Origin of the sequence: Xanthomonas sp. NCPPB 4467, from assembly GCF_041475665.2 — a bacterium.
GTDB classification, from domain to species: Bacteria; Pseudomonadota; Gammaproteobacteria; order Xanthomonadales; family Xanthomonadaceae; genus Xanthomonas; species Xanthomonas dyei.
In genome coordinates this window covers 2242785-2267974 of sequence record NZ_CM191260.1, presented here as the reverse complement: position 1 = coordinate 2267974, position 25190 = coordinate 2242785, and the positions used below count along the sequence as shown (strand labels likewise).

The window sequence follows — 25190 nt, the reverse complement described above, 5'->3', positions numbered from 1 at the left end:
GAACTGGCGCATCACAGCGACGCTACTACGCAGCGCGATGGCGCAACCAAAGGCGCCTGCGTGCGCACCTACTGCCGAGCCGAATGCCGGTGTCTGCGCATGCTACCGCTGCGCGTCATCTGGCAACAGAACGAGAGCCTTGTGCAGATGCTAAAGATCCAGGTCAGTCATTCGTATTTCCTGCGTTACGACCCGAAACAATGGGAGCGCGGCAAGCCGTATCCGCCGTTGGCCACCTTACAGATTGCCGCGTTGCTGCGCGAGCGTGGGCATGCGCTGAGCCTGTTCGACGCCATGCTGGCCGACGACGTGGAGGACTATGCCGGCGCGCTGCATGAGGCACAGCCGGACCTGGTGGTGTTCTACGAAGACAACTTCAATTTTCTCACCAAGATGTGCCTGAGCCGGATGCGCGACGCGGCCTGCCGCATGATCGGGCAGGCGCGCGCCGCCGGGTGTCGGGTGTTGGTGGCGGGCTCGGATGCCTCCGACAACCCCGATGTATTTCTGGCCGCCGGCGCACATGCGGTCTTGATCGGCGAAGGCATCGCGCCGTTGATCGAACTGATCGAACGTGTGGAAGCCACCCCGCACCTCGATGACCAGGCCTGGCTGGCGGGCGTTGCGCGCATTGCCACCAGCGACCCGGTGGCCGCGCGCGCGCATCCCGGTGCGCAGCCACCGGATGCACGCCTGAGCGGGCTGCCTGCCTGGGACCTGGTCGACATGCCGCGCTATCGGCAGTTCTGGCAGCAACGGCATGGCTATTTCAGCTTGAACATGGCGGCCTCGCGTGGCTGCCCGTTCCGCTGCAACTGGTGCGCCAAGCCGATCTGGGGCAACCATTACAAACGTCGCGGCGCCGAAGACGTGGCCGCAGAGATGATCCATCTCAAACGCAACTTCCAGCCCGACCATCTGTGGATGGCCGACGATATCTTCGGCTTCCATATCGATTGGGTCGAGACATTTGCGCAGCACTTGAGCGAGGCCGACGGCGCCATCCCGTTCACCATCCAGACCCGCGCCGATCTGGCCAGCGATCGCATGGCCGCCGCGCTGTCGCGTGCTGGTTGTACGGAAGCTTGGATTGGCGCAGAAAGCGGCAGCCAGCGCATCCTCGACAAGATGACCAAGGGCACGCAGGTGGCCGAGGTGATCGCTGCACGCGAACGGCTGGGCGCACATGGCATTCGCGTAGGCTTCTTCATCCAGCTGGGGTATCTGGGCGAGGAGCTCGACGACATTCTGGCCACGCGCGCACTGGTGACACAGGCCAACCCGGACATCATCGGCGTCAGCGTGTCGTATCCCCTGCCCGGCACCAAGTTCTATGAAGAAGTGAAGAACCAGCTGGGCGGCAAGACGCATTGGCAGGACAGCGACGACCTGGCGATGATGTTCCATGGTGCCTACGACTCGGAGTTCTATCGCAGCGTGCGCAATCTGCTGCATACCCAGGTCGACCTGCAGCAGGCGCGCACGACGATGACGGCCGACGCCGTTTCGCAAGCGTCAGAGCAGCTGGAAGCGCGTTGGGCCGCATTGATCGCATCGGAACATCTCCACCGCACCGAGCCGCTCGCCACCCTGGCGGCGCGTCAGCCACGCCAACTGGAAACGGTGCTGGTGGGCTGATCAACCACGGCAGCAAGCAGCCGCGTGACCGCCTTGATGGGGCATGCGCGCGAGTCGCATTGCAGCACTGCCGCACTGGCATCACCGCCCGCCAGCCGCATCACCAGCATCCTCCATCGCCATCCTGTTCGCCAACCTGTTCGACTTTCCGGATCACCTGCATGCAGCCTTCGCTTCGCACCATCAGACATGGCCTGCACACTGCCACCGAGCAGCTGGCGCACGAGCTGGCGCAGCCTGGCGACAACGCGCCGCAGTGGGACCGGCTGCAGTGGCAGCTGGCCGCGGCGGCCGCGGCGGCGCATGGCGTGTCGCCGTTGCTGCAGCGGCGCTCGTTGTGGCAGAACGCCGAATGGACGGCCTTCCTGAGCGAGCAACGCCGCCATGTCGAAGACCGGCACCGGCGGATTGCGCTGCTGCTGACGCAGATCGATGCAGCCGCACGTAGCGCGGGCGTCGCGCTGGTGGGGCTGAAGGGCAGCGCCCTGCATCGGCTTGGCGTGTATCTGCCCGGCGATCGCCCGATGGCCGACATCGACCTGCTGGTGCAGCCAGAGGACGCGCCTACGGCGGCAGCGTTGTTGTGCGAACTTGGCTACGTGGCGTCGTTCGAACAATGGAAGCACCAGGTGTTCAAACCGCTGCACGGCGACGCCGTTGCCGGCTTGGGCGAGCACCGCGACGCGCCGATCAACATCGAGCTGCATACGCGCATCCAGGAACGCCTGCCGGTGCGCAGCGTGGACATCACCGCGTGGATCTGGCCGGAACGCCCACAGCCTGGGCTGAATCCGTACCCCTCCACCGGCGCCTTGATGTGCCACCTGCTGCTGCACGCGGCCGGCGGTATCTGTCACCGCAGCATCCGGTTGATGCATCTGCACGATCTGGCGTTGCTGGCAACGCGCATGGGCTCACGCGACTGGCAGGAGCTGTGGGAAGACCCGGCCATCTCGCCCTGGTGGGCCTTGCCGCCGCTGTTGTTGCTGCAGCGCTATTACCGCGCGGTGGTGCCAGCGACGGTGATGGCGCGCCTGCATGCGCAGTGTCCGCGGCTACTGCGTATCCGTGCCGCCCGGCAAACGTTGACCACGGCCTCGTGCTCGAACCTGTGGTTGTCGGCACTGCCCGGTATCGAGTGGTCGGGATCGTTGCGTGAGGCGCGGCAGTATCTGCACCAACGCGTGGTGCCGTCGGCAGAGAGCCGCAAGGAGCGTGCCGACATGTTGCAGACCCAGTTGTGGCTGCAAGACCAACCGTGGGTGCGCCAGACCCAGGCCCGCCGCCTGATGACCCGGCTGACCCGGCCGGTCCCGCGCACCGACATGCTGTATGTGGTGCGTGCCGCGCTCGATGGGTATCTGCAGCCTGCATAAGGCTGCGTTGCTGTCCTGTGGCATGCCGTGCTGGCATCTGATGGCTGCGTTGGCGCGGAACATGCGCCGACACCGGCCTTGCATGCTGCGTTGGTCGTCGCGGTCAAGATGACTGAGGAATGCAGCAATCAGTGGATTGCTTCGTGATTAGCCACGCTACATTGCCTCTGGACTACAGAGTGCGTACTGGCTGCGCACGATGTGTCGTTGAATCGCGCCCTCGAGCGCGATCAAAACAACGTGGCGAGCAGTCGCCAGGTGGATATGGCCGGCGCGCTCAGCTCCGCCGGGTCCGCGTGCCATATGCCGAACCGAGTACCAGCTTTTTCAGCCTGGCAGTTGCGCAATAGGTTTTGCGGTCGCTCTAGTTTGTCGAGCCCAGCGGCCTGCGCTCGCATAACTGACGGTAGATCTGTTCGAACAGACGCGTGGTCATGGCCGCGTCTTCGCGCACCGCGCGGCACTGCGCTGCCCATGCCAGACGCAGGCGCAGTTCGTCATCGCCGAGCACTTGCCGAATGGCTTCGGCCATGCCCGCCCAATCGCCTGGCGGCACCGCCAGCGCAGCGATCGGCGCCCATTCCACTAAATGCCCGACAGCCGTGCCGACGGTCGGAACACCGGCCACGGCCGCTTCCAGCAGCACCATCGGCCCTGCTTCGTGCAGGGACGACATCACCAGCAGGTCGGCGGCCAGCATGATCGGGCGCAATTCGCGCTGGGTCTTGAAGCCGAGAAAGCGTACCTGCTGCTGCAGATCCAGCTGCTGTACCAGGTGCTGCATGGCACCGTCCAGCGTGTCGACACCGACCATGTCCAGCGTAAAGGCGACGCCGGCCCGCTTGAGTGCGACCATCGCGCGCAGCAAGGTGCTCTGGTCCTTGACCGGATTGAGGCTGGCCACGTGCAGCAAACGTGCAACTACGCCTTCGCGCGGGCGCGGTGGTACTGGCTGCCAGGCCCGCAGATCCACCCCTAACGGCACGCGCTGCGCGCCGATACCGAGCGCTTGCAACGAATCAATGATCGGCGCGCTGGCAGCGGTCACACGATCGGCCAGGCGCAGGATGACCGCTTCGCGCAGGCGCCCGCGCCACCGCCGCCGGCCGCCGTAGCCGATGGCATGTAGCGCCACCAGTTCACCGCCGGCGATATGCACCACGCTGGGACGTCGCAGCAGCTTGGCTGCACTCACCGCAATCAGGCTGCAATAGCCGGAAAAGATCGCCTGGATCACCGCGAACGGGGCGCGCCGATGTTCTTCGACAATGGCGCCGATGGCACGCAGCCGCGTACGTCGCGCGCCGATGTTGTGCACCTTGGCGCCGCGCAGCATCCAGGTATCGGGCAAGGGTTCCTGATGCAGCACGAACACGTGCACCTCGTGGCTGCGTGCCAGCCATTCGATCAAGGTCAGGAATACCGGAATCACGCGAACGTCGCCGCTGCGATCCACCCCGCCCGGCACCACCAGCGCCAACTTCATCGCGGGCGCGCTCGCATTGGCTTCAGCAGGCTTGCATACGCCTGCGCCCAGCGCTGCCCCACTGCCGCGAACGACAGCCGCGTATCAAAATGCGCCCGCACCTGCGCACGGCTGGGCCGCTGCCGCGCAACGCGCAACAACAATTCCGACAATGCGCTGGCATCGCCCACCGGCCATAGCTCGCCGACCGCGCCGTCATCGCTGAGTGCGCGGAAGGCCGGAATGTCGGTCAACAACGGCAGCGCGCCGCAAGCATAGGCTTCCAGTGCCGCATAGCCGCAGCTCTCCGCGTGGCTGGCGGACACGAAGACGTCGCTCGCCTGCAACAGTGCCTGCACGCGCGCATGCTCGACCTTGCCCAACAACTGCACACACCGCGCCAGACGCGCATCGTCGCGCATCCGCTGCTGCACCCGTTCCAGCAAGGGGGCCTGATCGAACACGCACCACAGCCGCAAACCGGGCAAGAGGCCGGCTGCCATGGCAACCGCATCGAGCACGCACAGCGGGTCCTTGGCTGCGCTCAAATGGCCAATCCACAGCACGCACGGGTCGCCATGCAGTTGCGTCTGCTCGCGTGCCAGCAGGCAATCACCTGCCAAGAAGCGGCTGCTGGATTCGGGAATCGCAAACAGCTGCGTACGGCTGCGAAACAGGCGCGCGCGCACAAACGGCTGTGCCATCTCCAGCGAGGTAAACGCGATGCCGGCAGCGGCGCCATAGCGAGCCCGCCACACTGCCCTGTTCCACCAATGTGGCGGGCGATTGGCATGCTCCTGCAGCAGGATCGGCATGTGCGGCAGCAGGCGCGCAAGCCTGCGCGCATCGCCAGCAAATTCCAGGCCATGCACGTGGATGACATCGGCGCCGATGTCGCGCAACAGCGCCGACAACGTGGCCGCGCGCGCAGCGCTTCCGCGTGGACCAAGCGCGACGAAGCGATAATCGACGCCCTGCCGTGCGATCTGCGTGTTCAATGCAGAAGCCTGGATCACCGAAACGCGCACACCTGCGCTGGCCACCGCCTCGGCAATGTCGGCAAGCGAAGGCCAGTGCGCGAAGACCTGCTCAGCGCTCAAACCGACAGGCGTTGGCAGCAGATTGAGCTGTGCAACATGCAGGGTCACGGCGCGATTGCCGATGGCTTGGCAGGGTGTGCATGGGCGGCGCAATCACGCTGAACGCAAGACGACGCCAGGTCATGCCGATTGCCTGCGCCGCATGGATTGCGGGGGCAACGTGTCAGCGCGATGCTCACGCCAGACGCCGCAGCCGCAGCACCAGCGCCACCGGCACCTGCAGCGCCGTCTGGTCGAAATGCGCGCCGGCAGGAATATCGGCCGGGTCCAGCATCGGCTCGGCCACCGCTTCGATCGCAAAGCCCAATGCCGTGCATGCGCAATGCCAATGGCTGTACAGATGCTGGGTATGGCGCACCGCATAGTGCCGGCCATCGGCCTTGAAGTCGCGGCGCCAGCCCAATGCATGGCCAATCGGATGCACGTCGCTGCACAACACGATGCCGCCGATGCGGGTGACGCGATGCAATTCTTCCAGCGCCGGCAACAGCCGTTGCAGGTGCCCGACCACCAGGCCGCACACGCTGAGGTCGGCAACCGCATCGGCAAGCGGCAGCTGGTCCAGGCTGCCCTGCTGCAACTGCACCCGCGCAGCTGGCCAATGCTGCGACAGTTCGGTTTGGGCGCGCGCGAGCATCTGCGGCGACAGATCGACACCAGTGACATGGCGTGCGCCACGGCGTAACGCATGCAGCATGTAGCGGCCGCTACCGCAGCCGGCATCCACCACATGCTGGTTCTGCAAGGTGGCGGGCATCAAGCCAAGCATTGCGCGCTCTTCGGCCTGCATCACCGGGTTATGCGCGTGCGGCGGATACGCCTGGGCCCACAACGCATACGCCGCGTCAGGCTCGAGCACCGGAACCGCGCTCACGACGCGACGCCCATCGCTGCCATTGCGCTCGACGCTTGCTGCAGGTCCTGCACACGTTGCAAGCCGGGTTCGAGCGCCAGCACGGCCGGGTCCGCCAAGCTGGCGTCCAGCAACTTGGGGCATCCATCCAGCACCACCGGAACGGTCCGGATGCCGGCGGCGTCGAACCACGGTGCAAAGTCCGGATCGGCGATGCGTGGTTTGCCATCGCGGATCACCGCGCGCAAGTCGCTGCGTTCGCAGCCGATCACGCTGCTGGCGGGTTCGCCGCCGCGGTCGCGCACGATCACCAGATCCGCAGCAGCGCCCGGCGCGATGCGCCCGCGCGTAGCCATGCGCAAAATGCGTGCGGATTGGTCGGTGGCCAGACCCAATAGCAAGTCCGGCGCCAGCCCGCTGCTGGCAGCAATACGCAGTTCTTCGAGCAGATCGCGTGCGCCACTGACGCGTGAGTCACTGCCCAGCGCAAGCCGCCCGGCCATGCACAACCGCCATGGATCGAGCGTGCGCCCGAGCAGCGCCAGATTGCTCGACGGGCACCACACCACCGCCGCGCCACGCGCGATCACCCGCTCGATATCCTGCTCGCCCATGCCAACGCCGTGAATCAGCACCGTGTTGGACGCCAGGCAACCGAGCCGATCCAGATCATCGAGTTCAGCCCGCGCCACCGCGTCGGTGCCTTCGGCCAGATGGATCATCCACGGGTGCGCCGCCGACGTTGCCGCAAAGCTGCCCTGCACCGGCGGGCCGTAGCCGGTCCACCCCAATGCATAACTCCAGCCGAATTCGTGGAGCACGCCGACCGGAAAATCGGCCTCATCCAGCGTGGCGTGCCATGGGTCGTGCTGCGCCACGCAGGTCACGCCGGCGAGCAGATTCTTCAGCCCGCCATGGCGCAAACGCACCGCCTTGGGCACGCGCAATGCGGCAGCCACGGACGGATGTTGAAAGTGCGCCTGAAACGCCTCGATCCATGCATAACTGTTGGCGAATGGCGCGCCCTGCGGCAGCGGCGGCACGCAGTTCACCTGCAAGTGCTCGTGCGCGTTGATCAGGCCCGGCGCCAGCACATGCCCCTGCAGATCCAGACGCAAGGTGCCGGTGCCCAGCGTGCCGCCGAAGCGGCCCGCGCGCAGGTTCACCGCTGCGCGCGACGGGCCCGCGAGCGTGATCGATCGCGCGCCCTGCAGACAGACATCGGCCATGGACATCGGCATCTCCACTCAGCGCTTGCGCATTACGATCAGGAAGTGATCGCCCATGTCGCGCAATAGCGGCAATCCGCCGAAACGGTCGTCCAGCCGGCCAAGGCGCTCGGAGACGCGCGGATGGCGCTCGCAAAAATCGACCAGATACGGGGGCGGCAGGAACAGGCTGAGGGCACGGTAGCTGTCCAGCACGAAGTGCTTTTCGAACGCGCGATAGAACTCGCGCGGCAGGTGGTACCAGGTCCAGATGGTGTGGCCGTTCATGCCCACCGCGGTTGCGCCCTTGGCCGCACGCACCGCGGCGCGCTTGAAGCGCCCGCGCAAGGTGTAATGGCCGATTTCCCACGGGCAGATGCGCCCGATCACCGAAAACACCAGGCAACCATCGGCGCGCAGCAGTCGCGCGCATTCGGCGGCCACCGCCGGCAGATCCGGCGCGCAATTGAGCGGGCCGAAATTGGAGTACATGCCGTCGAAGGTGCCTTCCAGCTGATCAAGCTGCTGGATGCCGACATGTGCGGCTGCCAGGCGTTCTTCCAGCCCCTGCGTGACGGCGCGATGGCGGGTGCGCTCGATCATGGCCGGCGACCAGTCGGTGGCCAGCACGCTGTAGCCGCGACGCGCGAACTCGCCCGCATCCAGGCCGGTGCCGCAGCCCAGATCCACTAATCGCGAGCCGACCGGCAACTCTGCGGCCACTGTGTCCCACAACGTGGTACGCATACGCTGGATCAGCGCATTGTTGCCGCGTGGGCCATCGTAATCGGGGGCGACGCTGTCGAACGCGCGTTGCGTTTCCAGCAACTGCTCCGGCGCGACTGTTCCGCCGCGCGCGGCATGCTCACTGACCACTGACATGCATCGCCTCCCCCACCCGTCCTGCTGATTTCACGACACTCTCCAGACGCGGCACCGCCAACGCGGTATCGCTTGATAGACCCGTGAGTGCCAGCACCAGCCGGTTTGGTTGCAGTCGGGCCGCGCGCGCGGAGTGCCAGGAATGATTGGCTGCAGATTCGGCGGCGACAAAACGCCGCCGGCAGCGCTGCGCGTGTCAATCACGACGTGCCGCGCGTGCGCGTGCCAACGGCGCAGTCAAGGGTCGGCCTTTCACTTCTGACGCAAGCACAGTGAACAGCGACGCCCTGCTGATCATGGAGCGGCTAACAGAACCTAGCGCGCAGTCGTCAGGTGGATGTGCACGGCGCAGTCAACGCCGGAGCGGCCGCGTTGCACATGCCGCGCAGCGCCAGCGCCCGCATGGCGTTGCGCGCAGTCGCGTTTGTCAGCTCTCACGCAATGGCACGAGCGCCTTCAACCCGACGGCGACGCCAGGCATTGCGCAGCACCGCCACCAGCACGCCCAACCCCGCGCCACCGAGCAGACCGACCGCCCAGATCATCAGCGCATTGGGAAATGCCCGCTGCTCGGGCACATACAAAGGCCACGCCAACGAGGTTTGATAGGTGTAACGCGCGGTCAGCCGCGCGATCAGATCGTCGCGCTCGCTCTTGATCGCACGGATGGCGGTGGTGTTGTCGGTCAGCAACACCCCGGCCAGCACCTGCGCAGGGCTTGCTACAGAGCCGGATTGCAGTTGCGTTTGCAGCTGCTCGCGAGTGAGCGTAGCAACGCGCAGATCCTCGTCCAGCCCCTGTAGGCGCGTACGTGCAAGCGCGAGCGCGGCGGTATTGGTGTCGCCATGCAGGCTCTGCAATGCGGTGACGGTGGCCATCGCCAGGCTGCGCGCCTGCTGCGCGGATTCGGCGCGAATGGTCACACCGATGAGATTGGCGTACGGGTCCGGATCCGGCTTCAGGCTGCCGCGATACAGCTGCGCGGCACGGCTTTTGAGCGGCACCCCGGCCTGGTGCAGCACCGCGTCCTGAAACAGCCGCGTCTTCATGCGATCGATCACCCGCTGGAACGGCTCGACCTTTGGGTCGCGACCGGCAGGCGTGGGTCCGATTTCGCCCACCTGGATCCAGGCGGTGGCTTCCCACTGCGGCGTCGCCACCCGCAGGAAGGCGAACGTCATGCCGAGCACCAGCACCCCCGCAGCCAGCGCCCAGCGCCACTCGCGCCGCAGGATGCGCCACAGGTCGATCAGGTAGATTTCGTCGTGTTGATTCATGGTACGCAGGCTCTGAAACGTGACAGTGGGTTGCCGCGCTTACGCGACAGACGGGTGTGCTGCATGGCGGCTGGGCAACAACACGGTGCAGGCGTGCAGCACCAGGCAGAGCGCAATGAAGCCGAGGTTGGTCCAGGTGAATGCCTGAGGCGCGAATGGCGACATCAGGCAGGCGTAGGCGATGCGCAGGAAGATCAGCACATGAAAAATCGAGAGCGAGCCATTGAGCCGGCGCACGCTCCACACCAGGCCGGCATACAGCGCCAATAGCGCCAGCAACGCCCCCGGCGCGCCCCAGGCCATCAGGAACGGAAAGAACTCGGTGCCCACATTGATGTTGGGCGCATCCAGCGGAATGCTGGTGCCGGCGGTGGCGATCGACCCGCTGAACGGCACCAGCTGGTTGACCAGAAAACTGGCGTTTTCGTACCCCTTGGCGAGGATGGCGCCAAAGTTGTAAGGCCCGGCGCTGATGTACAGCAGCAGCCATTGCACGCCTTGCGGCATGGCACGGTAGAACGCGCTGAATGGCAGTGCCACGGTTGCCAGCGAGCCGGAACGCAAGGCACCGAGTACCGAAAACACGCCGCCACCCGCAAGCGCCAGCACCCCGATCGTTTTCCACGGCAACGGGCGCGCTGGATCACGCCGCAGCAACATCACCAGCACGAACGAGAACAGGCCGGCAAAGATACGATTGCGGTCGATCACCACAATCGGGAACACAAACCCAAACGTCACCATCGCCGCGCGCAGACCGCGATGGCGCACGCACAGCAACGCGATCGGCGGCAGGATCCAGCACATGTTGGAGAGATGCCGCACGTGCGAGCGCAGCGGGCTCAAGGTGGCGTACGACGATGGATCGCTGAACAACGGAATCGGAAACACCACCACGTCGACAATGCAGAACACCGTGACCACCGCTGCCAGCGTCATCGCCACAAACGCATCGCGGGTGCCGGCGTAGCGATAGTGGCGAAACGCTTCCACCGCGGGCAAGCGGGTGCGCAGCGCAGCATCGAGGGCGAAGGTCGCCGCCGCAGCGATCGCCAGCAACACGATGCCGTCGAGGTAGCCGTCCGGCAGCGTATAGGTCAGCAGCGTCAACGCGCAGCTGAGCAGCATCGGCAAGGCCAGGTAGGTCGCAGGCCGTCGCAGCAACATGCTCACGCCGGCTCCGTCGCATTGCGCGCGGGCTTGGGCCGCCATGCGGCCGGCAGCGACAACCACGCATAGGCCAGCAGGTGAGCGATCACCGCATGAGGCCGGCGCTGCAGGAACGCCACCTTGGCGGCGATGTAGCGCGACTGCGCGTGCAGCAGCGTGCGATCGGGTTCATCGAACAACGCCGCGCAGCGCAATGCCACCTGTCGCGACTCGCTCAGATTGGCGATGCGTGCCGGCACGTTCGTCGTCTTGCTGAGGTTATTGCCGTGCAACCGATACGCACAGACCTGCATATCGATGAACCCCAGCGCGTTGCGCGCAGCCAGGCGCAGGAAAAAATCCCAGTCTTCGATACGTAGCGCTTCGTCCCAGCCACTGCGCGCATCGAAGGCGCCGCGCCGCAACAAGGCGACGGCACCACTGACGGCCCATTGGCGGATCACCGCGCGGCGGATGCCTTGCTCGGAGCGATACAGAGCGACATCCACCCCATGCAGATCGCGCATCGCACTGTCATGCAGCTGTTTTCCATGCTGATCGACCACGCAGGCATCGCCGATCACCGCAAGCTTCTGCGGATGCGCGCGTAGATAGCGCACCTGCGCATCCAGCCCGCCGGGCAATAGATAATCGTCGCTGGCCCCCAGGCGAAGAAACTCGCCGTTCGCGCGCAAGGCCAGCTCGTTGAGCGTGGCCGCAACGCCGCGATTGGCCCGCTGCACGAACTGCACCGGTAGCCGATGCCCGTGGGTAGCGATCCACTGCGCGATTTTCTCGCCGGTGGCATCGCTGGAGCCATCGTCGATGATGACGATTTCCTTGCTCGGGTACGGGTCCTCCAGCACGCTGTCCAGGCAACGCTGGACGAAGCGCTCATGGTTGAACGCGGGGATCAGCACCGACACCAACGGCCAGCGCGCGCGCCCTGCCGGTTGCGTAAGATCGTTCATGCCAACTGCACCAGATAGCGCCGCACCACCACGATATTGAACAGCAGATACAGCACGTAGTTGGCGACAAAGGCGTACATCGCACCGATCAGCCCGAAGTGCCCGGTAAACAGGTACACCAACCCCAGATAGCTGGCGGCAAACACGCACTCGGACACCACGAACAGGCGCGTCATGGCCTTGGCCAACATCACATACGACAACACGAAGGCGGCGATCTTGACCACATCGCCCACCAGCTGCGGGCCGTACAACGCTCTGGCCGCAGCAAACTGCGGGTCGAACAATAGCCAGGTCACCCAATCGCGGCACACATACACACCCAACGCCATCGCGATCACCGCCGGCATCACGTAACGATACGCAGCGCGCAGCTCGCGCCCCAATGCGGCACGCGCATCCAACGAGGCCAGCTTGGGCAGGTAATACACATTGATGGCGGTGGTGAAAAACAGCAGATAGGCATCCGACACCCGGCTCACCGCCTGCCAGTAGCCCACCTGCTCCCACCCGAACCGGGCAACCAGATGGTCGCGCACCAGAATGATTACCAGCTGCGGCACCAAGGTGGAGGTGAGCGTCATCACCGAGAAGGCCGCCAACCGACGCGTCATGACGGCATCGAAGCGCGGGCGCAACATCTCGCGCCGAAAATACGGGCTGCGCCGCAGCGCCGGCACCCCCGCCAACAGCCACACCACCTGCCCCAGCACCAGTGCGAGCAATGCCCCCTGCAGCTGCGCCATGCTGGACAGCCATGCCACCAGCGCAACGCTGATTAATGCGCCGCTCACCTGCACGATGGCCAGGCGGCGCACATCCATGAAACCGTTGATCACTGCAAGAATGTAATTGACCAGCGCGATGCCCAACTGCGCGACTGCCAGCACGCAAATCAGCGGTTGATAGCTGGCATCGCCCAACAGCCGCTCGGCAAGCAACCCGCTGAACGCCACCGCCAGCACCGCCAGCACGCAGGACGCACAGAACGCGTACCACAACGCCGCGCTGAGCAAGCGCGCCTGCGCCGGCGGGTCGTCGCGGTACTCGGCGACGTATTTGACGATACCGGCGCTGATGCCACCACCCGCCAACACCGCTAGCACCGCCATCACATTGAGAAACTGGCCGAGTCGCCCAACGCCCTGCGGCCCCGCGTAGACGGCGACCAACTTGACCACCACCAGCGCAGCGAGCAACTTCGCCAGCGTCGCGACGCCGGTGTAGGCGCTGCTGCGCACCAGATTCATGCGCCGGCGCCGAACGACTGGCAGGCGGCGATCACGCGTTCCACCGACGCTGCATCCAGCGCGGGGCCCATCGGCAGACTCAGCACTTCGGCGTGCAGGCGTTCGCTCACCGGCAAACAGGCATCACCGAGCGTTGCGTAGGCCGGCTGCCGATGCGGCGGCACCGGGTAATGAATCTGGGCGTGGATGCCATGCCGCAACAGATGCGCCTGCAAGGCATCGCGCTGCGGGCTGCGCACCACGAACAGATGCCAGACATGCTGTTCGTCTGAGACCACTGTCGGCAAGACGATCAAGGGGTTGTCGATGCCTTGCAGGTAACGCCGCGCCACCGCGCGCCGCAATGCGATCTCTTCATCCAGATAACCCAGCTTGACGCGTAACAAGGCGGCCTGCAGCTCGTCCAGGCGCGAGTTCACGCCCTGATAAAGATGCTGGTACTTCACCTCCGAGCCGTAGTTGCGCAGCGCGCGGATACGCTCGGCCAATCGCGTATCGGAAGTCACGACTGCGCCGCCATCGCCCAGCGCACCAAGATTTTTCGTGGGAAAGAAACTGAACGCGGCGGCATCGCCGAAAGCACCTGCGCGCTTGCCCTGCACGGTTGCACCATGCGCTTGCGCTGCATCTTCGATCAGCAGTAACCCGTAGCGATGCGCCAGCGTCTGCAGCGCCGCCATGTCGGCAAGCTGACCGTACAGATGCACCGCCATGATGGCGCGGGTGCGTGGCCCGATCGCCTTTTCCACACTGGCCGTGTCCATATTGAAGGTGACCGGGTCCGGCTCCACCGGCACCAGCACCAGATGGTTCTGGCTGATCGCCAGAAATGTGGCGATGAAGGTATTGGCCGGCACGATGATCTCATCGCCCTCGCGCAGCACGCCCAGTTCGCGGTAACCGCGCAAGATCAGCGACAACGCGTCCAGCCCATTGCCCACGCCGACCGCATGCGCCGCACCGCAGTAACCGGCGAACTCTTCCTCGAATGCAGCCAGTTCCTGGCCGAGCACATACCAGCCGGCATCGATCACCCGCGCGGCGGCGGCCTTGAGTTCATCCGCGTAACGTGCGTTGACCGCACGCAAATCCAGGAACGGCACATCCATTACAAGGTCCATCGATAGAAATCCTGCACAACCGCACGTGCGCCGAAGCGCTCCTTTTGTTCGACCAAACCCTCGTTGAGCACCTGCCCGCCGTGTTCGGTGGAAATGCCGAAACTGAAGTAGTCGCGCGCCGCATACACCTGGGTGATCAACTCGGCCAGCAGCAGGCTCAGCGCATCCAGCTGGCGCCCGCGTTCGGACACCGCCAGATACTGGGTATGCACGCTGCGGCCAAAGTCGTACACCAGCGCGGCGGCCAGCAGCTGCCCATCAGCGCACGCCTCGTGCAGCACGATGTGATGTGGAAACCGGCTCTGCAGCAGCTGCAGTTCGTCCAGCCGATGGGTGGGCGCCACGCCATGCCGCTGCAACACCTCGCCAAGCAAGGCATGGAATGCATCAAGCGTGGTGCCGGTCTGGATGTGCACGCCGGCCTTGCGCGCCTTGGCGATCGAGCGCCGCCGCTCGGCGCTGAAGGCAAACGGCTGACGCAAGGCAATCACCGACGACAGATCGCGTCGATACAGCTGTGCGCCAACCCGATGCAGCGCATACAGCTCTTCTTCGGCCGGATACGCATGAAACACATGCGGCACCGGCTTGTAGACGATCTCGCGCATGCCGGCTGCGCGGTAATGCGCGGCGATCTGCTCGAACACCTGCAAGGTGCCGCTGGCGCGCATGGCCGTCGACGACAGCAGGCCGGCGTAGGTGAGACCGGCATGGCTGCTGACGCAATCGCCTTGCACGCTGGCAGGAAACACCGCGAGCACCTCGCCGCCGCGTTCCACCAGCAACGAGGCATCCACGAAACGGTCGGCGTGATAGTCCATGTAGCCGCGCCGATGCAACAGATTGCCGTTGCGCGAGCACGCCACCAACGCATCCCAGGCCAGCGCGTCGCTGGCGACGTAAGGCCTAACCGAATACATGACAGCCCTGCAGCTCCACCGGCAAGGCCGCGTCGGCCAGGCCGAAGCCGGCCTGGCCCATCGCGTTGCCGTTGTAGAACATCAACACCCGCTCGCCCTGCTGGATCAATGCGGGGTAGCACAGCGTCTGCGCATCCCAACCCTCGCTGGACAACTGCAGGCCCAGCGCAGCATCCTCGCGCTCCCAGTGCACGCCATCGCGGCTGAACGCGATGCCGGGGAAGTAGCCGCCACGGGTGTCGCCGCGGGTGAAGTACATCAGATAGCGCTCGTCCAGCCGGTACACCCGCGGGCGTCCGATGCGGTATTCGTCATCGCGCGGAAGCAGACACACGCTGTCGGCCACCGGAATGCAGCGCAGGTCGTCGGTCTCCACATAGCGGATGTGGTAACGCGGATACGGCTGACCGCCGATGGTCTCCCAATCGTCGCCCACCGCGTACCACAGCCGCCAGCGCCCATCTTCGTAGCGTGCCGAATGCACCGCTGCAATGGTGCTACGGCCCGGGGCGCGGTCCAGCAGCGGCGTTTCCTGACGACGCTGAAACGTCTCGCCGCCATCGCGCGAGATCGCCAGGCCAGTGAATGCCAGAAACTTCGCCTTGGCCACCAGCTGGAAGCCCACATAGAACATGTACAAGCCGTCGGGGCCGGCGACCACGTCGCCCAGGATCATGCCGTTATCGTCGAAGCAGCCATCGCGCCCGATGTCCAGCACCGGCACCTTGCTCACACCAACGATCTGCGTCGGCGCATCGGCGCGCACATCCACATAGCCGATCCGGCTCACGCCCTGGCTGTCGCGAAAACCGGCATACACGCGCAACACCTGCGCGGACAGCCGGTACGGCGTCGGCGTCAGCGCCGCATGCTGCATCCAGCCGCCCACGCCATCGCGCGCGACATCGAAGACCAACCCACGCTTGGTCCAGGTAAACATGGCCTCAGAGCTCCACGTCGAAGCTGGACCTTCCGGCCACCGCGCGCGCCGGCGAACCGACGTACACACGCCCGGCCTCGGTATGCCGCGTCACCAGTGCACCGGCACCGATGATGTTGTCCGCGGCAACACGCACCTTGTCGCTCAAGGTGGCGTTGACGCCGACGAAGCTGCCGCTGCCGATCTCGCAATAACCGGAAATCACCGCGTGCGAGGCGATGAACACGTGGTCCTGCACCACGGTGCGGTGCCCGATATGGTTGCCGCTCCACAGGATGCAGTTGTTGCCGATGCTGGTAAACGGCTGGACGACATTGCCTTCGAAGATGAAACTGTTGTCACCGATCTGCGCATTGCGCCAGACAAACGCACGCGAGCTCACATACGTGGCGCAGCGGTAACCACGGCGCACCACGTCTTCGTAGAAGCGCATACGCAAGCGGTTCAATTGGGTTGCCGGAATCGCAACGAACACCGCGAACCGATCGGGCGGATAACGCTGCTCAAGTTCCTCGTAAGCCACCACCGGCAACTCGGCCAGGGTGGGCCGCAGCAGGAAATCGCGCTCCACGCTGAAGGCGACCACGTCGTAGTCGCTGTCGTACTGGAAGTATTCGCAGGCGATCTGCGCAAACTCGCCCGCACCGACGATCACCAAGGGTTTGCGCAGGCTCATGCTTCCAACCTGCATGCATCCAGGCGATGTTCCCCACGCACTTCGCCCAGAAATTCGTCGTAATCCAGGATGTAATCGCCCGGGTCGTAGAACTGGTCGGCCAGCACCATCAGCACGCAGTCTGGGCTGAAATGGTGCAGATCGCGCCAGACCATGCGGCCCAGCAGCAGGCCTTGCGAGGGATCGTTCAAGGTCACTTCGGTCGGGCCATCGCCCTTGCCTTCATCCAGCAGGATCGTCACCGAGCCATGCAGGGCCACCGCAAGCTGATTGAGCCGGCGGTGCGCGTGCTGGCCACGGTGTACGCCGCTACGGGTGCCGAACAGGTAGTACACGCGGCGTATTTCGAACGGGACATTGCGCTCCTGCTCCAACGAAATGAGCAGGCCGCGATCGTCGCCGTGGGTATGCAACTGGATGGGTTCGAAGGCCATGGTTCCGGGGCGTAACCGCTGACTGCACGTAGTGCGACATGCCTGAGTGCGTCGGGATGCGCGAAAGGTTGCGCCGGGTCACGGCACCGCGAAGCCAGGTGCGCATATGCGCAATCGCGCATCGAAATGTGCTCCGGCACGATAAAAATTCGTTGTGGCGATGCAACCTTTCACCGGCGGCACTGCACATATTGGTGCACGTTCACCTGGCCGCAGTTCCGGCCGGCGTGGGGAGCCAGGCCTGGCAGCGCAACACGCACTGCCGGAACCAACGACCACCACCGGTGAGGACACCAACCAGATGCATCCATCCCCCCAGGCGCCCGACACGGCAGCCACCGGCAGCGCCACAACGCTGCCATCCTCGACACAGGCCGCGCCAGCGGCACGCGTCACGCCCTTGCCCAAAGCGATGCGGGTGCTGCACTGGCTCACCGTGCTGTGCCTGGTGATGGCCGCGAGTTTGATTCTGTTGCGCGCCGAGCTCGATGGGCGCGCATTGCGTCAATGGCTGCTGGAAGGCCACCGCCACTTCGGCCTGATGGTGTTGCTGCTGTTCGTGTTGCGCGTCGGCCTGCGGCTACGGCTGCGCAAACTGCCGCCCGGCCCGCCCGCATCGTTGATCACGCGCCTGGCCGCAGGCGGCACCCATCTGGCGATGTACGGGCTGATGCTTGCGTTGCCCTTGATCGGTTGGTCGCTGAGCAACGCGTTCGGCAAGACGGTCTATCTGTTCGGACTGGCGCTGCCGAATCTCATCGAGGCAGACCCCGATCTGGGCGACACCCTGGGCGTATGGCATTTGAATGCCGCCTGGGCGCTGCTGGCCTTGGTGATCCTGCATATCGGCGCCGCGCTGTGGCACCACCTGGTGCTGCGCGATGGCCTGCTGTACCGCGTGTTGCCAGGCAAGCGCGCATGAGTCGCCGCACCTGCCTCGCCCTGGCCCGCTCTCTCTCCGTTGAACCCCGCACCGTCGAACAAGGACTTTCCATGCCTATTTCCCAGCCTGCTTCGCGCCGCGCCCACGCATCGCGCACCGCCTCCCTGACGTCCTTGTTGTGCGTGTCCGGCCCCTTGCTGCTGCTGGCCAGTACGCAAGCGCAGGCGATTCCCGCGTTCGCCCGCCAGACCGGTTCTTCGTGCGCGGATTGCCATATCGGTGCCTACGGTCCGTCGCTTACGCCCTACGGCATGCGCTTCAAGCTGGGCGGCTTCACCGATACCAATGGCGAAGGCACCAAGATTCCGGTGTCCGGCCAGCTCACCTGGGCGCGCAGCAATCCCAGCCGCGGCGACAGCACCGCACGCCTGACCCAGGCCGATCTGTATCTGGCCGGCCGCGTCAACGACAACATCGGTGGCTACTCCAAGATCCGCTCCAACAACAGCGGCAACGCCACCTTCGATACGCGCCTGGACGATGTGGATCTGCGCTTTGTCAGCAAGCCGTTCCAGATGGCCGGCAAGGACACCATGATCGGCGTCAGCGTCAACAACAATCCGGGCATCTCCGACCCGATCCATGTGTTGCCCAATGCCTCCACCCTGACGCCGGCCTCCAACGGCGGCGCATCCACCATGCTCAGCTCTTCGTCGCTGTCCAACCGCGTCATCGGCGCCAGCGTGTACGGGCTGTACGACCGCAACTGGTACGGCGAAGTCGGCAGCTACAGCGCGTTGTCGCCGTCTGCGCAGGATCGCCTCGGCTGGCCGATCAACGGCGACCCGGGCAAGCTCAGCGACACCAGCTATGCGCGGCTTGCCTATATGAAGGACATGAAGCGGCAGTTCTTCTCGGTCGGCCTGACGGCGCTCAACACGCGCCGCCAGCGTCCGCGCAACGGGCCCAGCGACGACCTCACCGACTTCGGCTACGACCTGACCTATCAGTTCCTGGGCACCCGCGAGCACGTGATGTCGCTGGCCTACGTCAACATCTACGAGCGCCGCAAGTACGGCAGCCCGCTGATGTCGGCCGACCCGACCATGCCCGCGCTGGAACGCGGCAACGTGCGCGATCAGACCATCAGCATGAACTACGCGTTCAAGCAGACCTACGGCGTACTGGCCGCGCACATGATCAACACCGGCTCGTTCGATGCCGCGCGTTACTCGCCAGTGGGCATTCCGGACACCACCAGCAACCTGATCCTTCTGTACTGGACCCCGTTCGGCAAGGAAGGCACCTACACCACGATCGCCAACCTGCGCCTGTCGGCCGGCTGGTTCCGGTTCGACAAGTTCAACGGCAGCACGTCCAACGTGTTCCGCGGCCCGCCGATCACCAACCCGCGCGATCTGGACAGCTTCACCATGTCGGTCAATCTGACGTTCTGATTCCCCACGCGTAAGGACCCCAATGAAGTCATTCCACACCACCCTGTTATGCGCGCCGCTGGCCGGCTTGCTGCTGGCCGGCGCACTGCTGCCCGGCTCGGCACGCGCCGCCGATGGCAAGAGCGTGTTCATCAGCGAATGCGCCGAGTGCCACAGCGCCACGCAAGGCAAGAACAAGAAAGGCCCGTCCCTGTTCGGCATCGTCAACCGTCCCGCCGGAAGCGTGGCGGACTTCAGCGGCTACTCGGCCGATCTCAAGCCGGGCAAGGGCACCTGGGATACCGCCAGCCTCAAGGACTTCCTCAAAAAGAATTCCAAGGCCACGTTTCCGAATACGAAGATGAAGTACGAAGGGCTCGAAGACGACAAGGAACTCGACGCGCTGATCGCTTATCTCAGCACCCTGCGTTGACGACAGGCCGGCCCGCTCCGGTAGCACCGGACGGGCCAGCAGGCAGGGGGCGAGCGGGCCCGGTGCGGGCCCGACGGACGTGCCGGCTTGCGGTATCGCTCGCACGGGCCTGAACGAAACGCATGCCATTGTGAAAAACGCTTCAAGCCCGGTACAGCCCGCCGGCCGCAGTGTCCGCGGCCTGCATCCGGGTCACCGCTGCACCTGCAAAGGTGCACGGACCCGCGTTGCCTGACACGAGCCCTTCGCGTATACGGACGGAACCGCCACACACAGGGCGGTCTCGCCCAGCGTGATGGGTCACTATCGCGCACCGCATCGGTTCATGCCCCGCCCTTGTTGAACGCTTCGTCCGCCCAGCAGCCACCTTCCCGACCGCGACGCCATGCCGTCTGCGACGGGCAGTCATGGCCGGCGTGCGGCGTTGCAAGACAGCATCGCCGCCGCCTGGAGATACCTCGCGCGTTGCTGCTCGCGCTGGTCGTGAGCCCCTGCGGGCCCGCAATGGCAGACAACGTCGGCGGCGCAGTGGCGGTGGCGTCCACCCTGATCGACCGCGGCATCTCCATCGCCCCCAACCGCGTCACCTTGCAGGCGGCCGGCTATTGGCTGCCCGCGCCCGGCTGGTCGATGTCGGCCTCCGCGGCGCTGCAGTCGCCTTCTTTCAGCAAACCGGTGGCGCTCACGTTGCAGGGCGCGCGTGGCTGGATGCTGGGCGATCGCTGGCAGATGCAGGCCAGCCTGCTGTATTACGCCTATCCGGCCGACCGCCAGTCGCGCACTTTCGACCGCCAGGAAGCCAGCCTGGCCTGGTCCTACCGCGACACGCTCACTTTCTCGCTGTCCACCTTCAATTTCCCGCGCGCGCAACGCTCGCCCTGGAACAAGGTGGTCGACGTCACCGCCAACGTGCCGCTGACCGGGGATTTCAGCCTGTCGGCCGGCGCCGGCATCTCGGACTTTCCGGCGATGACCTACGGCGCTGCCAGTTCCGGCCGCTATCGGTATGGGCAACTGGGCCTGAAGTGGAGCCGCGCGGCATGGGCAGTGAAGCTGGACCGGGTGCTGACCAGCAGCAATACCCCGCGCGCGCAGAACGGCCCCGGTGCACTGCAGTGGGTGGGCATGGTCTCCCGCAGTTTCTGATCCAAACGCAACCTTTTCTCCGTCTGGGGGCACCCAAGGGTGTCTTACGCCATGTCTGCTTCGATGAATGACTCCGATACCCTTGGCGACGCCACCGACCGCATGCTGTTGCGCCGCATGGCTGCGGGCGATCGCGACGCCCTGGCGAGCATGTACCACAGCTACCACGGCCGCCTGTGCCGATTCTTGTCGCGCCTGACGCGCCGCCCGGACATCATCGAAGAAGCCATCAACGACTGCTTCTGGATCGCCTGGCAAAAGGCTGGCGACTTCCGCGGCGACTCGCAGGTGTCGACCTGGATCATGGGCATCGCCTACCGCTGCGGGCTCAAATGCCTGCGCCAGCACGACGGCGAAGCCATCGACGACACCGCCGTGGTGGAAGACCACGCCCCCAGCACCGACGACAACGACGACCGCGAGCTGCGCGACTGGCTGGACAAAGGCATGGAACGGCTGTCGCCGGATCAGCGCCTGGTGATCGAACTGGTCTACGGCGTCGGCCACAAGCTGGAAGAAGTCGCCGAAATCATGCAGTGCCCGGTGGGCACGATCAAAGCCCGGCTGTTTCATGCGCGGGTCAAATTACGCAATGTGCTGCCCGGCCTGGCCGGCAACACGCCTTATACGGAGACCCTGCAATGAAGACGTTTTTCATCGCGCCTGGCAAGGAATGCTCGCACGCCTGGGAACTGATGCCGGCCGTCCTGCTGGACAGCGCCACCGAAGAAGAAAACGCCTGGCTGATCGCGCACGTGGCCAAATGCACCTCGTGCAGCGCCGAGTTCGCTCAGCAAAATCGCCTGCGACAGGCGCTGGCGCTGCCGTGCGCAGTCAAGCTGGACGCCAACGCCGGCCTGCAACGCCTGCTCGGCCGCCTGGATGCGCCCGAGGTCCGCACTGCACCGGCGCCTGCCGCACGACGCTCCGGTAGCTGGACCGTGCGTGCGCTGGCCGCCGCTGCGCTGGTGCAGGCCATCGGCCTGGGTGTCATGGGCGTCAAGCTCGCCTCGCCGGCACCGTCGCACGACTACCGCACGCTCAGCAGCGCCACCGCGCTGCCGGTGCCGCAAGGCGCCATCCGCGTGGTGCCGGACGCCAGCATGACCGTGGCAGACTGGGACCGCCTGCTGCATGCACAGCAACTGCAGGTGATCGGTGGGCCCAACGACATGGGCGCTTATACCGTGGTGCCTGCCGCGCCGCAGCCGCCGGCCCAGCCGCAGCGGACCGTGCAGCAGCTGCGCGCCAATCCAGGCATCCGGCTGGCCGAGATCGTCTCCGCACCATGAGCCGTTTTCTCGCCATCGGCATGCTCCTCGCGCTGACCGGACTGGGCCTGCATGGCAACGCGCAGGCGCAGGACGCCGGCGCCGTGCCTGCGCCTGCCGATGCGCACACGCCCGACAGCAGCCGCGACATCCTGCTGGCGGTGGCCAACCCGCTCAGCGCACCGCCGGCCCGCGCCGGCTCCAGCCTGATCGGCTACGCCTCCAGCTATTACGGCGCCGGCCAGAAGGCCGCCGTGCGCATGGAAGCCATCAAGCAGCGTTACAAGCTGCGCGAAGTGTCCGGCTGGCCGATCACCTCGCTGGGCCTGTATTGCGCGGTGCTACAGCCGCCACCGGGCGTATCGCGCGATGAGCTGGTTACCGCGCTGGCCGACGACGAAGGCGTGGAGCTGGTGCAGCCGGTGCAGGATTTCTCGGTGTTTTCGGCCGATGCGGCGGAAAAAACCACGCCGTTGTCCGGCTACAATGACCCGTACGTGGACATGCAACGCGGCTTCATCGATACCGATGCCGCCAGCGCGCAGGCCATCACCCAGGGCCGCGGTGTGGTGGTGGCGGTGGTCGATACCGGCGTGGACACCAACCACCCCGATCTGAAATCGCGCATCCGCGACGTGCACGACCTGGTCGACGACAAACCGGGCATGACCAGCAGCGATTCGCACGGCACCGAAGTGGCCGGGATCATTGCCGCCGGCAGCAACAACCATCAAGGCATCGTCGGCATGGCGCCCAAGGCCATGTTGAGCGTCTACAAGGCGTGCTGGTATGCGCCCACGGTGGGCGCCACCGCACGCTGCAACACCTTCACCCTGGCCAAGGCGCTGGCGGCGATCAACAACAGCTCCGCGCGCGTGGTCAACCTGAGTCTGGGCGGCCCGGCCGACCCGCTGCTGAGCAAGATGCTTACCCATCTGGTGCAGCAGGGCCGCATCGTGGTCGCGGCAATGCCGCCGAACGGGCGGCTGGACGGCTTTCCCAACGATGTGCCCGGCGTGCTGGTGGTTCGCAGCAGCAGCGCCAGCGCGGCCATGCCCGGCGTGCTGAGCGCACCCGGCAAGGACATCCTGACCACCCAGCCGAACGGGCGCTACGACTTCACTTCCGGCTCGTCGATGGCCACCGCGCATGTCAGCGGCATGGCCGCGCTGCTGTTGTCGCTGTCGCCGTCGATGGACGCCACTGCGCTACGCGACCTGTTGCAGCGCACCAGCAAGGTCTCCGACGGCCAGCTGCAGGTCAATGCCGGCGCCGCCGTCGATGCGCTGTCGCCTTCCAAACATTCCAACTGACGACACCGGCATGGCCAAGTGGATTCCCTTGTGGCTGCATAAACTCAGCTCGCCGCCGACGTTCTACCGCTTCGCCGGACGCGTGCGTCCGTGGGCGCTGGGCCTGGCCTTGCTGCTCGGCGCGTTGGCCGCTTACGGCGGACTGGTGCTGGCGCCGCCGGATTATCAGCAGCACGATGCCTACCGCATCATCTTCATCCACGTGCCCAGCGCCTGGATGAGTCTTTTCATCTACGCAGCGATGGGCGTGTCGGCGTTTATCGCGCTGGTGTGGCGGATCAAGCTGGCCGAAGTGGTGACCATGGCATCGGCACCAATCGGTGCAGCCTTCACTTTCATCACCTTGTGCACCGGCTCGCTGTGGGGCAAGCCGATGTGGGGCACCTGGTGGACCTGGGACGCGCGGCTGACCTCGGAGTTGCTGCTGCTGTTTCTGTATCTGGGCGTGCTGGGCCTGTACCACGCGGTGGAAGACCGTCGTCAGGCGATGCGTGCCGCCGGCCTGCTTGCGCTGGTCGGCCTGGTGAATCTGCCCATCGTGCATTACTCGGTGGTGTGGTGGAACACGCTGCATCAAGGCTCCACCGTGCGCCTGCTCGGCCCCTCAAAGATGGGCGCGGACATGCTGTGGCCGTTGCTGACGATGATGCTGGCCACCAAGTGCTACTACGTCGCCAGCCTGTTCGGCCGCGTGCGTGTGGAGCTGCTGGCGCTGGAAAGCGGCAAGGACTGGGCACGCCGCATCGTATTGACGGAGCGCACCGCATGAATACGTTTTTGGCGATGGGCGGCTACGGCCAATACGTGTGGACGTCGTATGCGTTGTTCGTGCTGGTGCTGCTGGCCGACCTGGCAGCGCCGTGGTTGCGACGCCGACGCCTGCCGCGCGAACTGCGTGGCCAGTTGCAGCGGCAAACCCCGCGTCGTGCGCGCGATCAACCGGCGCCAACGCTGGAGCGCGATGCGCCATGAATGCCACGCGCAAACAACGTCTGTGGCTGGTGCTTGGCGTCATCGCCGCCGCCGCGCTCGCGGTGACGCTGATCGTGCTGGCGCTGCAGCGGAACATGAGCTACCTGTTCACCCCCAGCCAGGTGCACGCCGGCGACGCGGCCAGCTATCAACAGTTTCGTCTCGGCGGCATGGTCAAGGCCGGCTCGATCCAGCGCGCCAGCGACTCGCTGAAAGTCAGCTTCACCGTCATCGATAAACATGCGGCCACCCAGGTCGAATACACCGGCATCCTGCCGGACCTGTTCCGCGACAACCAATCGGTGATCGCCAACGGGCGCATGCAGGGCGAACGCTTTGTCGCCAACGAAGTGCTGGCCAAGCACGACGAAACCTACATGCCGAAAGAACTCAAGGACGCGATGGCCGAAGGCCATGTCGGCAAGCCCATCCCCGCCACCGCCGTGCCGCTGGCCGCGCCGCGTTGAGGCGGCGTT

Annotated in this window: 25 protein-coding genes, 1 other RNA gene and 1 pseudogene; 12 read left to right on the top strand and 15 right to left on the bottom strand. The window is 65.4% G+C overall.

Going from position 1 to position 25190, the window contains the following annotated elements:
* Positions 1-83 precede the first annotated feature (83 nt).
* Together ACCQ06_RS09995 and ACCQ06_RS09990 are read left to right on the top strand one after the other, a co-directional pair.
* Positions 84-1638: pseudogene (locus ACCQ06_RS09995) on the top strand (B12-binding domain-containing radical SAM protein).
* 161 nt (positions 1639-1799) lie between these two features.
* Complete coding sequence (locus ACCQ06_RS09990; protein ID WP_316692100.1) at positions 1800-3014, top strand: nucleotidyltransferase family protein; 1215 nt, start codon at positions 1800-1802, stop codon at positions 3012-3014.
* A 364-nt stretch (positions 3015-3378) separates the two neighbouring features.
* On the opposite strand, the gene ACCQ06_RS09985 is transcribed toward ACCQ06_RS09990, so the two are convergent.
* The 15 genes from ACCQ06_RS09985 to ACCQ06_RS09915 form a co-directional block, all read right to left on the bottom strand.
* Positions 3379-4500, bottom strand: coding sequence for a glycosyltransferase family 4 protein (locus ACCQ06_RS09985; protein ID WP_316692098.1), 1122 nt, complete (start codon positions 4498-4500; stop codon positions 3379-3381).
* A complete protein-coding gene (locus ACCQ06_RS09980) occupies positions 4497-5627 on the bottom strand; it encodes a glycosyltransferase family 4 protein (RefSeq protein ID WP_316692096.1) in 1131 nt (376 codons plus the stop codon). The genes ACCQ06_RS09985 and ACCQ06_RS09980 overlap by 4 nt, the downstream gene beginning before the upstream one ends.
* Before the next feature lie 127 nt (positions 5628-5754).
* Positions 5755-6453, bottom strand: a complete 699-nt coding sequence (locus tag ACCQ06_RS09975) for a class I SAM-dependent methyltransferase (protein ID WP_316692094.1) — start codon at positions 6451-6453, stop codon at positions 5755-5757.
* On the bottom strand, positions 6450-7679 hold the full coding sequence (locus ACCQ06_RS09970) for an amidohydrolase family protein (protein ID WP_228325407.1): 1230 nt from the start codon (positions 7677-7679) through the stop codon (positions 6450-6452). The genes ACCQ06_RS09975 and ACCQ06_RS09970 overlap by 4 nt, the downstream gene beginning before the upstream one ends.
* Positions 7680-8522 (bottom strand): class I SAM-dependent methyltransferase, encoded by an 843-nt coding sequence (locus tag ACCQ06_RS09965; protein ID WP_316692092.1) that lies wholly within the window; start codon positions 8520-8522, stop codon positions 7680-7682.
* 303 nt (positions 8523-8825) lie between these two features.
* Positions 8826-8902: non-coding RNA, sX9 sRNA (locus ACCQ06_RS09960), on the bottom strand.
* 54 nt (positions 8903-8956) lie between these two features.
* Entirely contained in the window at positions 8957-9799 is an 843-nt protein-coding gene (locus ACCQ06_RS09955) for a Wzz/FepE/Etk N-terminal domain-containing protein (RefSeq protein WP_104616191.1), read from the bottom strand.
* 39 nt (positions 9800-9838) lie between these two features.
* Entirely contained in the window at positions 9839-10972 is a 1134-nt protein-coding gene (locus ACCQ06_RS09950; protein WP_316692090.1) for a hypothetical protein, read from the bottom strand.
* The gene (locus tag ACCQ06_RS09945; RefSeq protein ID WP_316692089.1) at positions 10969-11919 is read right to left on the bottom strand and encodes a glycosyltransferase; all 951 of its coding nucleotides are present in this window, start codon (positions 11917-11919) and stop codon (positions 10969-10971) included. The genes ACCQ06_RS09950 and ACCQ06_RS09945 overlap by 4 nt, the downstream gene beginning before the upstream one ends.
* On the bottom strand, positions 11916-13169 hold the full coding sequence (locus ACCQ06_RS09940; RefSeq protein ID WP_316692088.1) for an O-antigen translocase: 1254 nt from the start codon (positions 13167-13169) through the stop codon (positions 11916-11918). The genes ACCQ06_RS09945 and ACCQ06_RS09940 overlap by 4 nt, the downstream gene beginning before the upstream one ends.
* Positions 13166-14278, bottom strand: coding sequence for a DegT/DnrJ/EryC1/StrS family aminotransferase (locus tag ACCQ06_RS09935; RefSeq protein ID WP_316692545.1), 1113 nt, complete (start codon positions 14276-14278; stop codon positions 13166-13168). The genes ACCQ06_RS09940 and ACCQ06_RS09935 overlap by 4 nt, the downstream gene beginning before the upstream one ends.
* Positions 14278-15210, bottom strand: a complete 933-nt coding sequence (locus tag ACCQ06_RS09930; RefSeq protein ID WP_104616195.1) for a GNAT family N-acetyltransferase — start codon at positions 15208-15210, stop codon at positions 14278-14280. Before ACCQ06_RS09930 ends, ACCQ06_RS09935 begins: the two co-directional genes overlap by 1 nt.
* The gene (locus tag ACCQ06_RS09925) at positions 15197-16150 is read right to left on the bottom strand and encodes a glycoside hydrolase family protein (RefSeq protein WP_104616196.1); all 954 of its coding nucleotides are present in this window, start codon (positions 16148-16150) and stop codon (positions 15197-15199) included. Before ACCQ06_RS09925 ends, ACCQ06_RS09930 begins: the two co-directional genes overlap by 14 nt.
* A gap of 4 nt (positions 16151-16154) precedes the next feature.
* Entirely contained in the window at positions 16155-16826 is a 672-nt protein-coding gene (locus ACCQ06_RS09920) for an acetyltransferase (RefSeq protein ID WP_316692086.1), read from the bottom strand.
* A complete protein-coding gene (locus ACCQ06_RS09915) occupies positions 16823-17260 on the bottom strand; it encodes a sugar 3,4-ketoisomerase (RefSeq protein WP_104616198.1) in 438 nt (145 codons plus the stop codon). The genes ACCQ06_RS09920 and ACCQ06_RS09915 overlap by 4 nt, the downstream gene beginning before the upstream one ends.
* Positions 17261-17561: 301 nt before the next feature.
* Between ACCQ06_RS09915 and ACCQ06_RS09910 the strand changes: the two genes are divergently transcribed.
* The 10 genes from ACCQ06_RS09910 (at position 17562) to ccmE (ending at position 25181) form a co-directional block, all read left to right on the top strand.
* Positions 17562-18182, top strand: a complete 621-nt coding sequence (locus ACCQ06_RS09910; protein ID WP_104616221.1) for a cytochrome b — start codon at positions 17562-17564, stop codon at positions 18180-18182.
* Between the two features lie 71 nt (positions 18183-18253).
* On the top strand, positions 18254-19600 hold the full coding sequence (locus ACCQ06_RS09905) for a cytochrome C (protein WP_228325414.1): 1347 nt from the start codon (positions 18254-18256) through the stop codon (positions 19598-19600).
* A gap of 22 nt (positions 19601-19622) precedes the next feature.
* Positions 19623-20012 (top strand): c-type cytochrome, encoded by a 390-nt coding sequence (locus tag ACCQ06_RS09900; RefSeq protein WP_104616200.1) that lies wholly within the window; start codon positions 19623-19625, stop codon positions 20010-20012.
* A 504-nt stretch (positions 20013-20516) separates the two neighbouring features.
* Positions 20517-21158, top strand: coding sequence for a hypothetical protein (locus tag ACCQ06_RS09895; RefSeq protein ID WP_228325415.1), 642 nt, complete (start codon positions 20517-20519; stop codon positions 21156-21158).
* 51 nt (positions 21159-21209) lie between these two features.
* Positions 21210-21803: a sigma-70 family RNA polymerase sigma factor gene (locus ACCQ06_RS09890; RefSeq protein WP_211287703.1), complete on the top strand. Its 594-nt coding sequence runs from the start codon at positions 21210-21212 to the stop codon at positions 21801-21803.
* The gene (locus ACCQ06_RS09885) at positions 21800-22450 is read left to right on the top strand and encodes a zf-HC2 domain-containing protein (RefSeq protein WP_170068650.1); all 651 of its coding nucleotides are present in this window, start codon (positions 21800-21802) and stop codon (positions 22448-22450) included. Before ACCQ06_RS09890 ends, ACCQ06_RS09885 begins: the two co-directional genes overlap by 4 nt.
* Positions 22447-23742 (top strand): S8 family serine peptidase, encoded by a 1296-nt coding sequence (locus ACCQ06_RS09880; protein WP_104616204.1) that lies wholly within the window; start codon positions 22447-22449, stop codon positions 23740-23742. The genes ACCQ06_RS09885 and ACCQ06_RS09880 overlap by 4 nt, the downstream gene beginning before the upstream one ends.
* A gap of 10 nt (positions 23743-23752) precedes the next feature.
* Positions 23753-24511, top strand: a complete 759-nt coding sequence (locus ACCQ06_RS09875; RefSeq protein ID WP_228325416.1) for a heme ABC transporter permease — start codon at positions 23753-23755, stop codon at positions 24509-24511.
* On the top strand, positions 24508-24714 hold the full coding sequence (gene ccmD, locus ACCQ06_RS09870; RefSeq protein WP_115527573.1) for a heme exporter protein CcmD: 207 nt from the start codon (positions 24508-24510) through the stop codon (positions 24712-24714). The genes ACCQ06_RS09875 and ccmD overlap by 4 nt, the downstream gene beginning before the upstream one ends.
* A complete protein-coding gene (gene ccmE, locus ACCQ06_RS09865; protein WP_316692078.1) occupies positions 24711-25181 on the top strand; it encodes a cytochrome c maturation protein CcmE in 471 nt (156 codons plus the stop codon). The genes ccmD and ccmE overlap by 4 nt, the downstream gene beginning before the upstream one ends.
* The last annotated feature ends 9 nt before the right edge of the window (positions 25182-25190 follow it).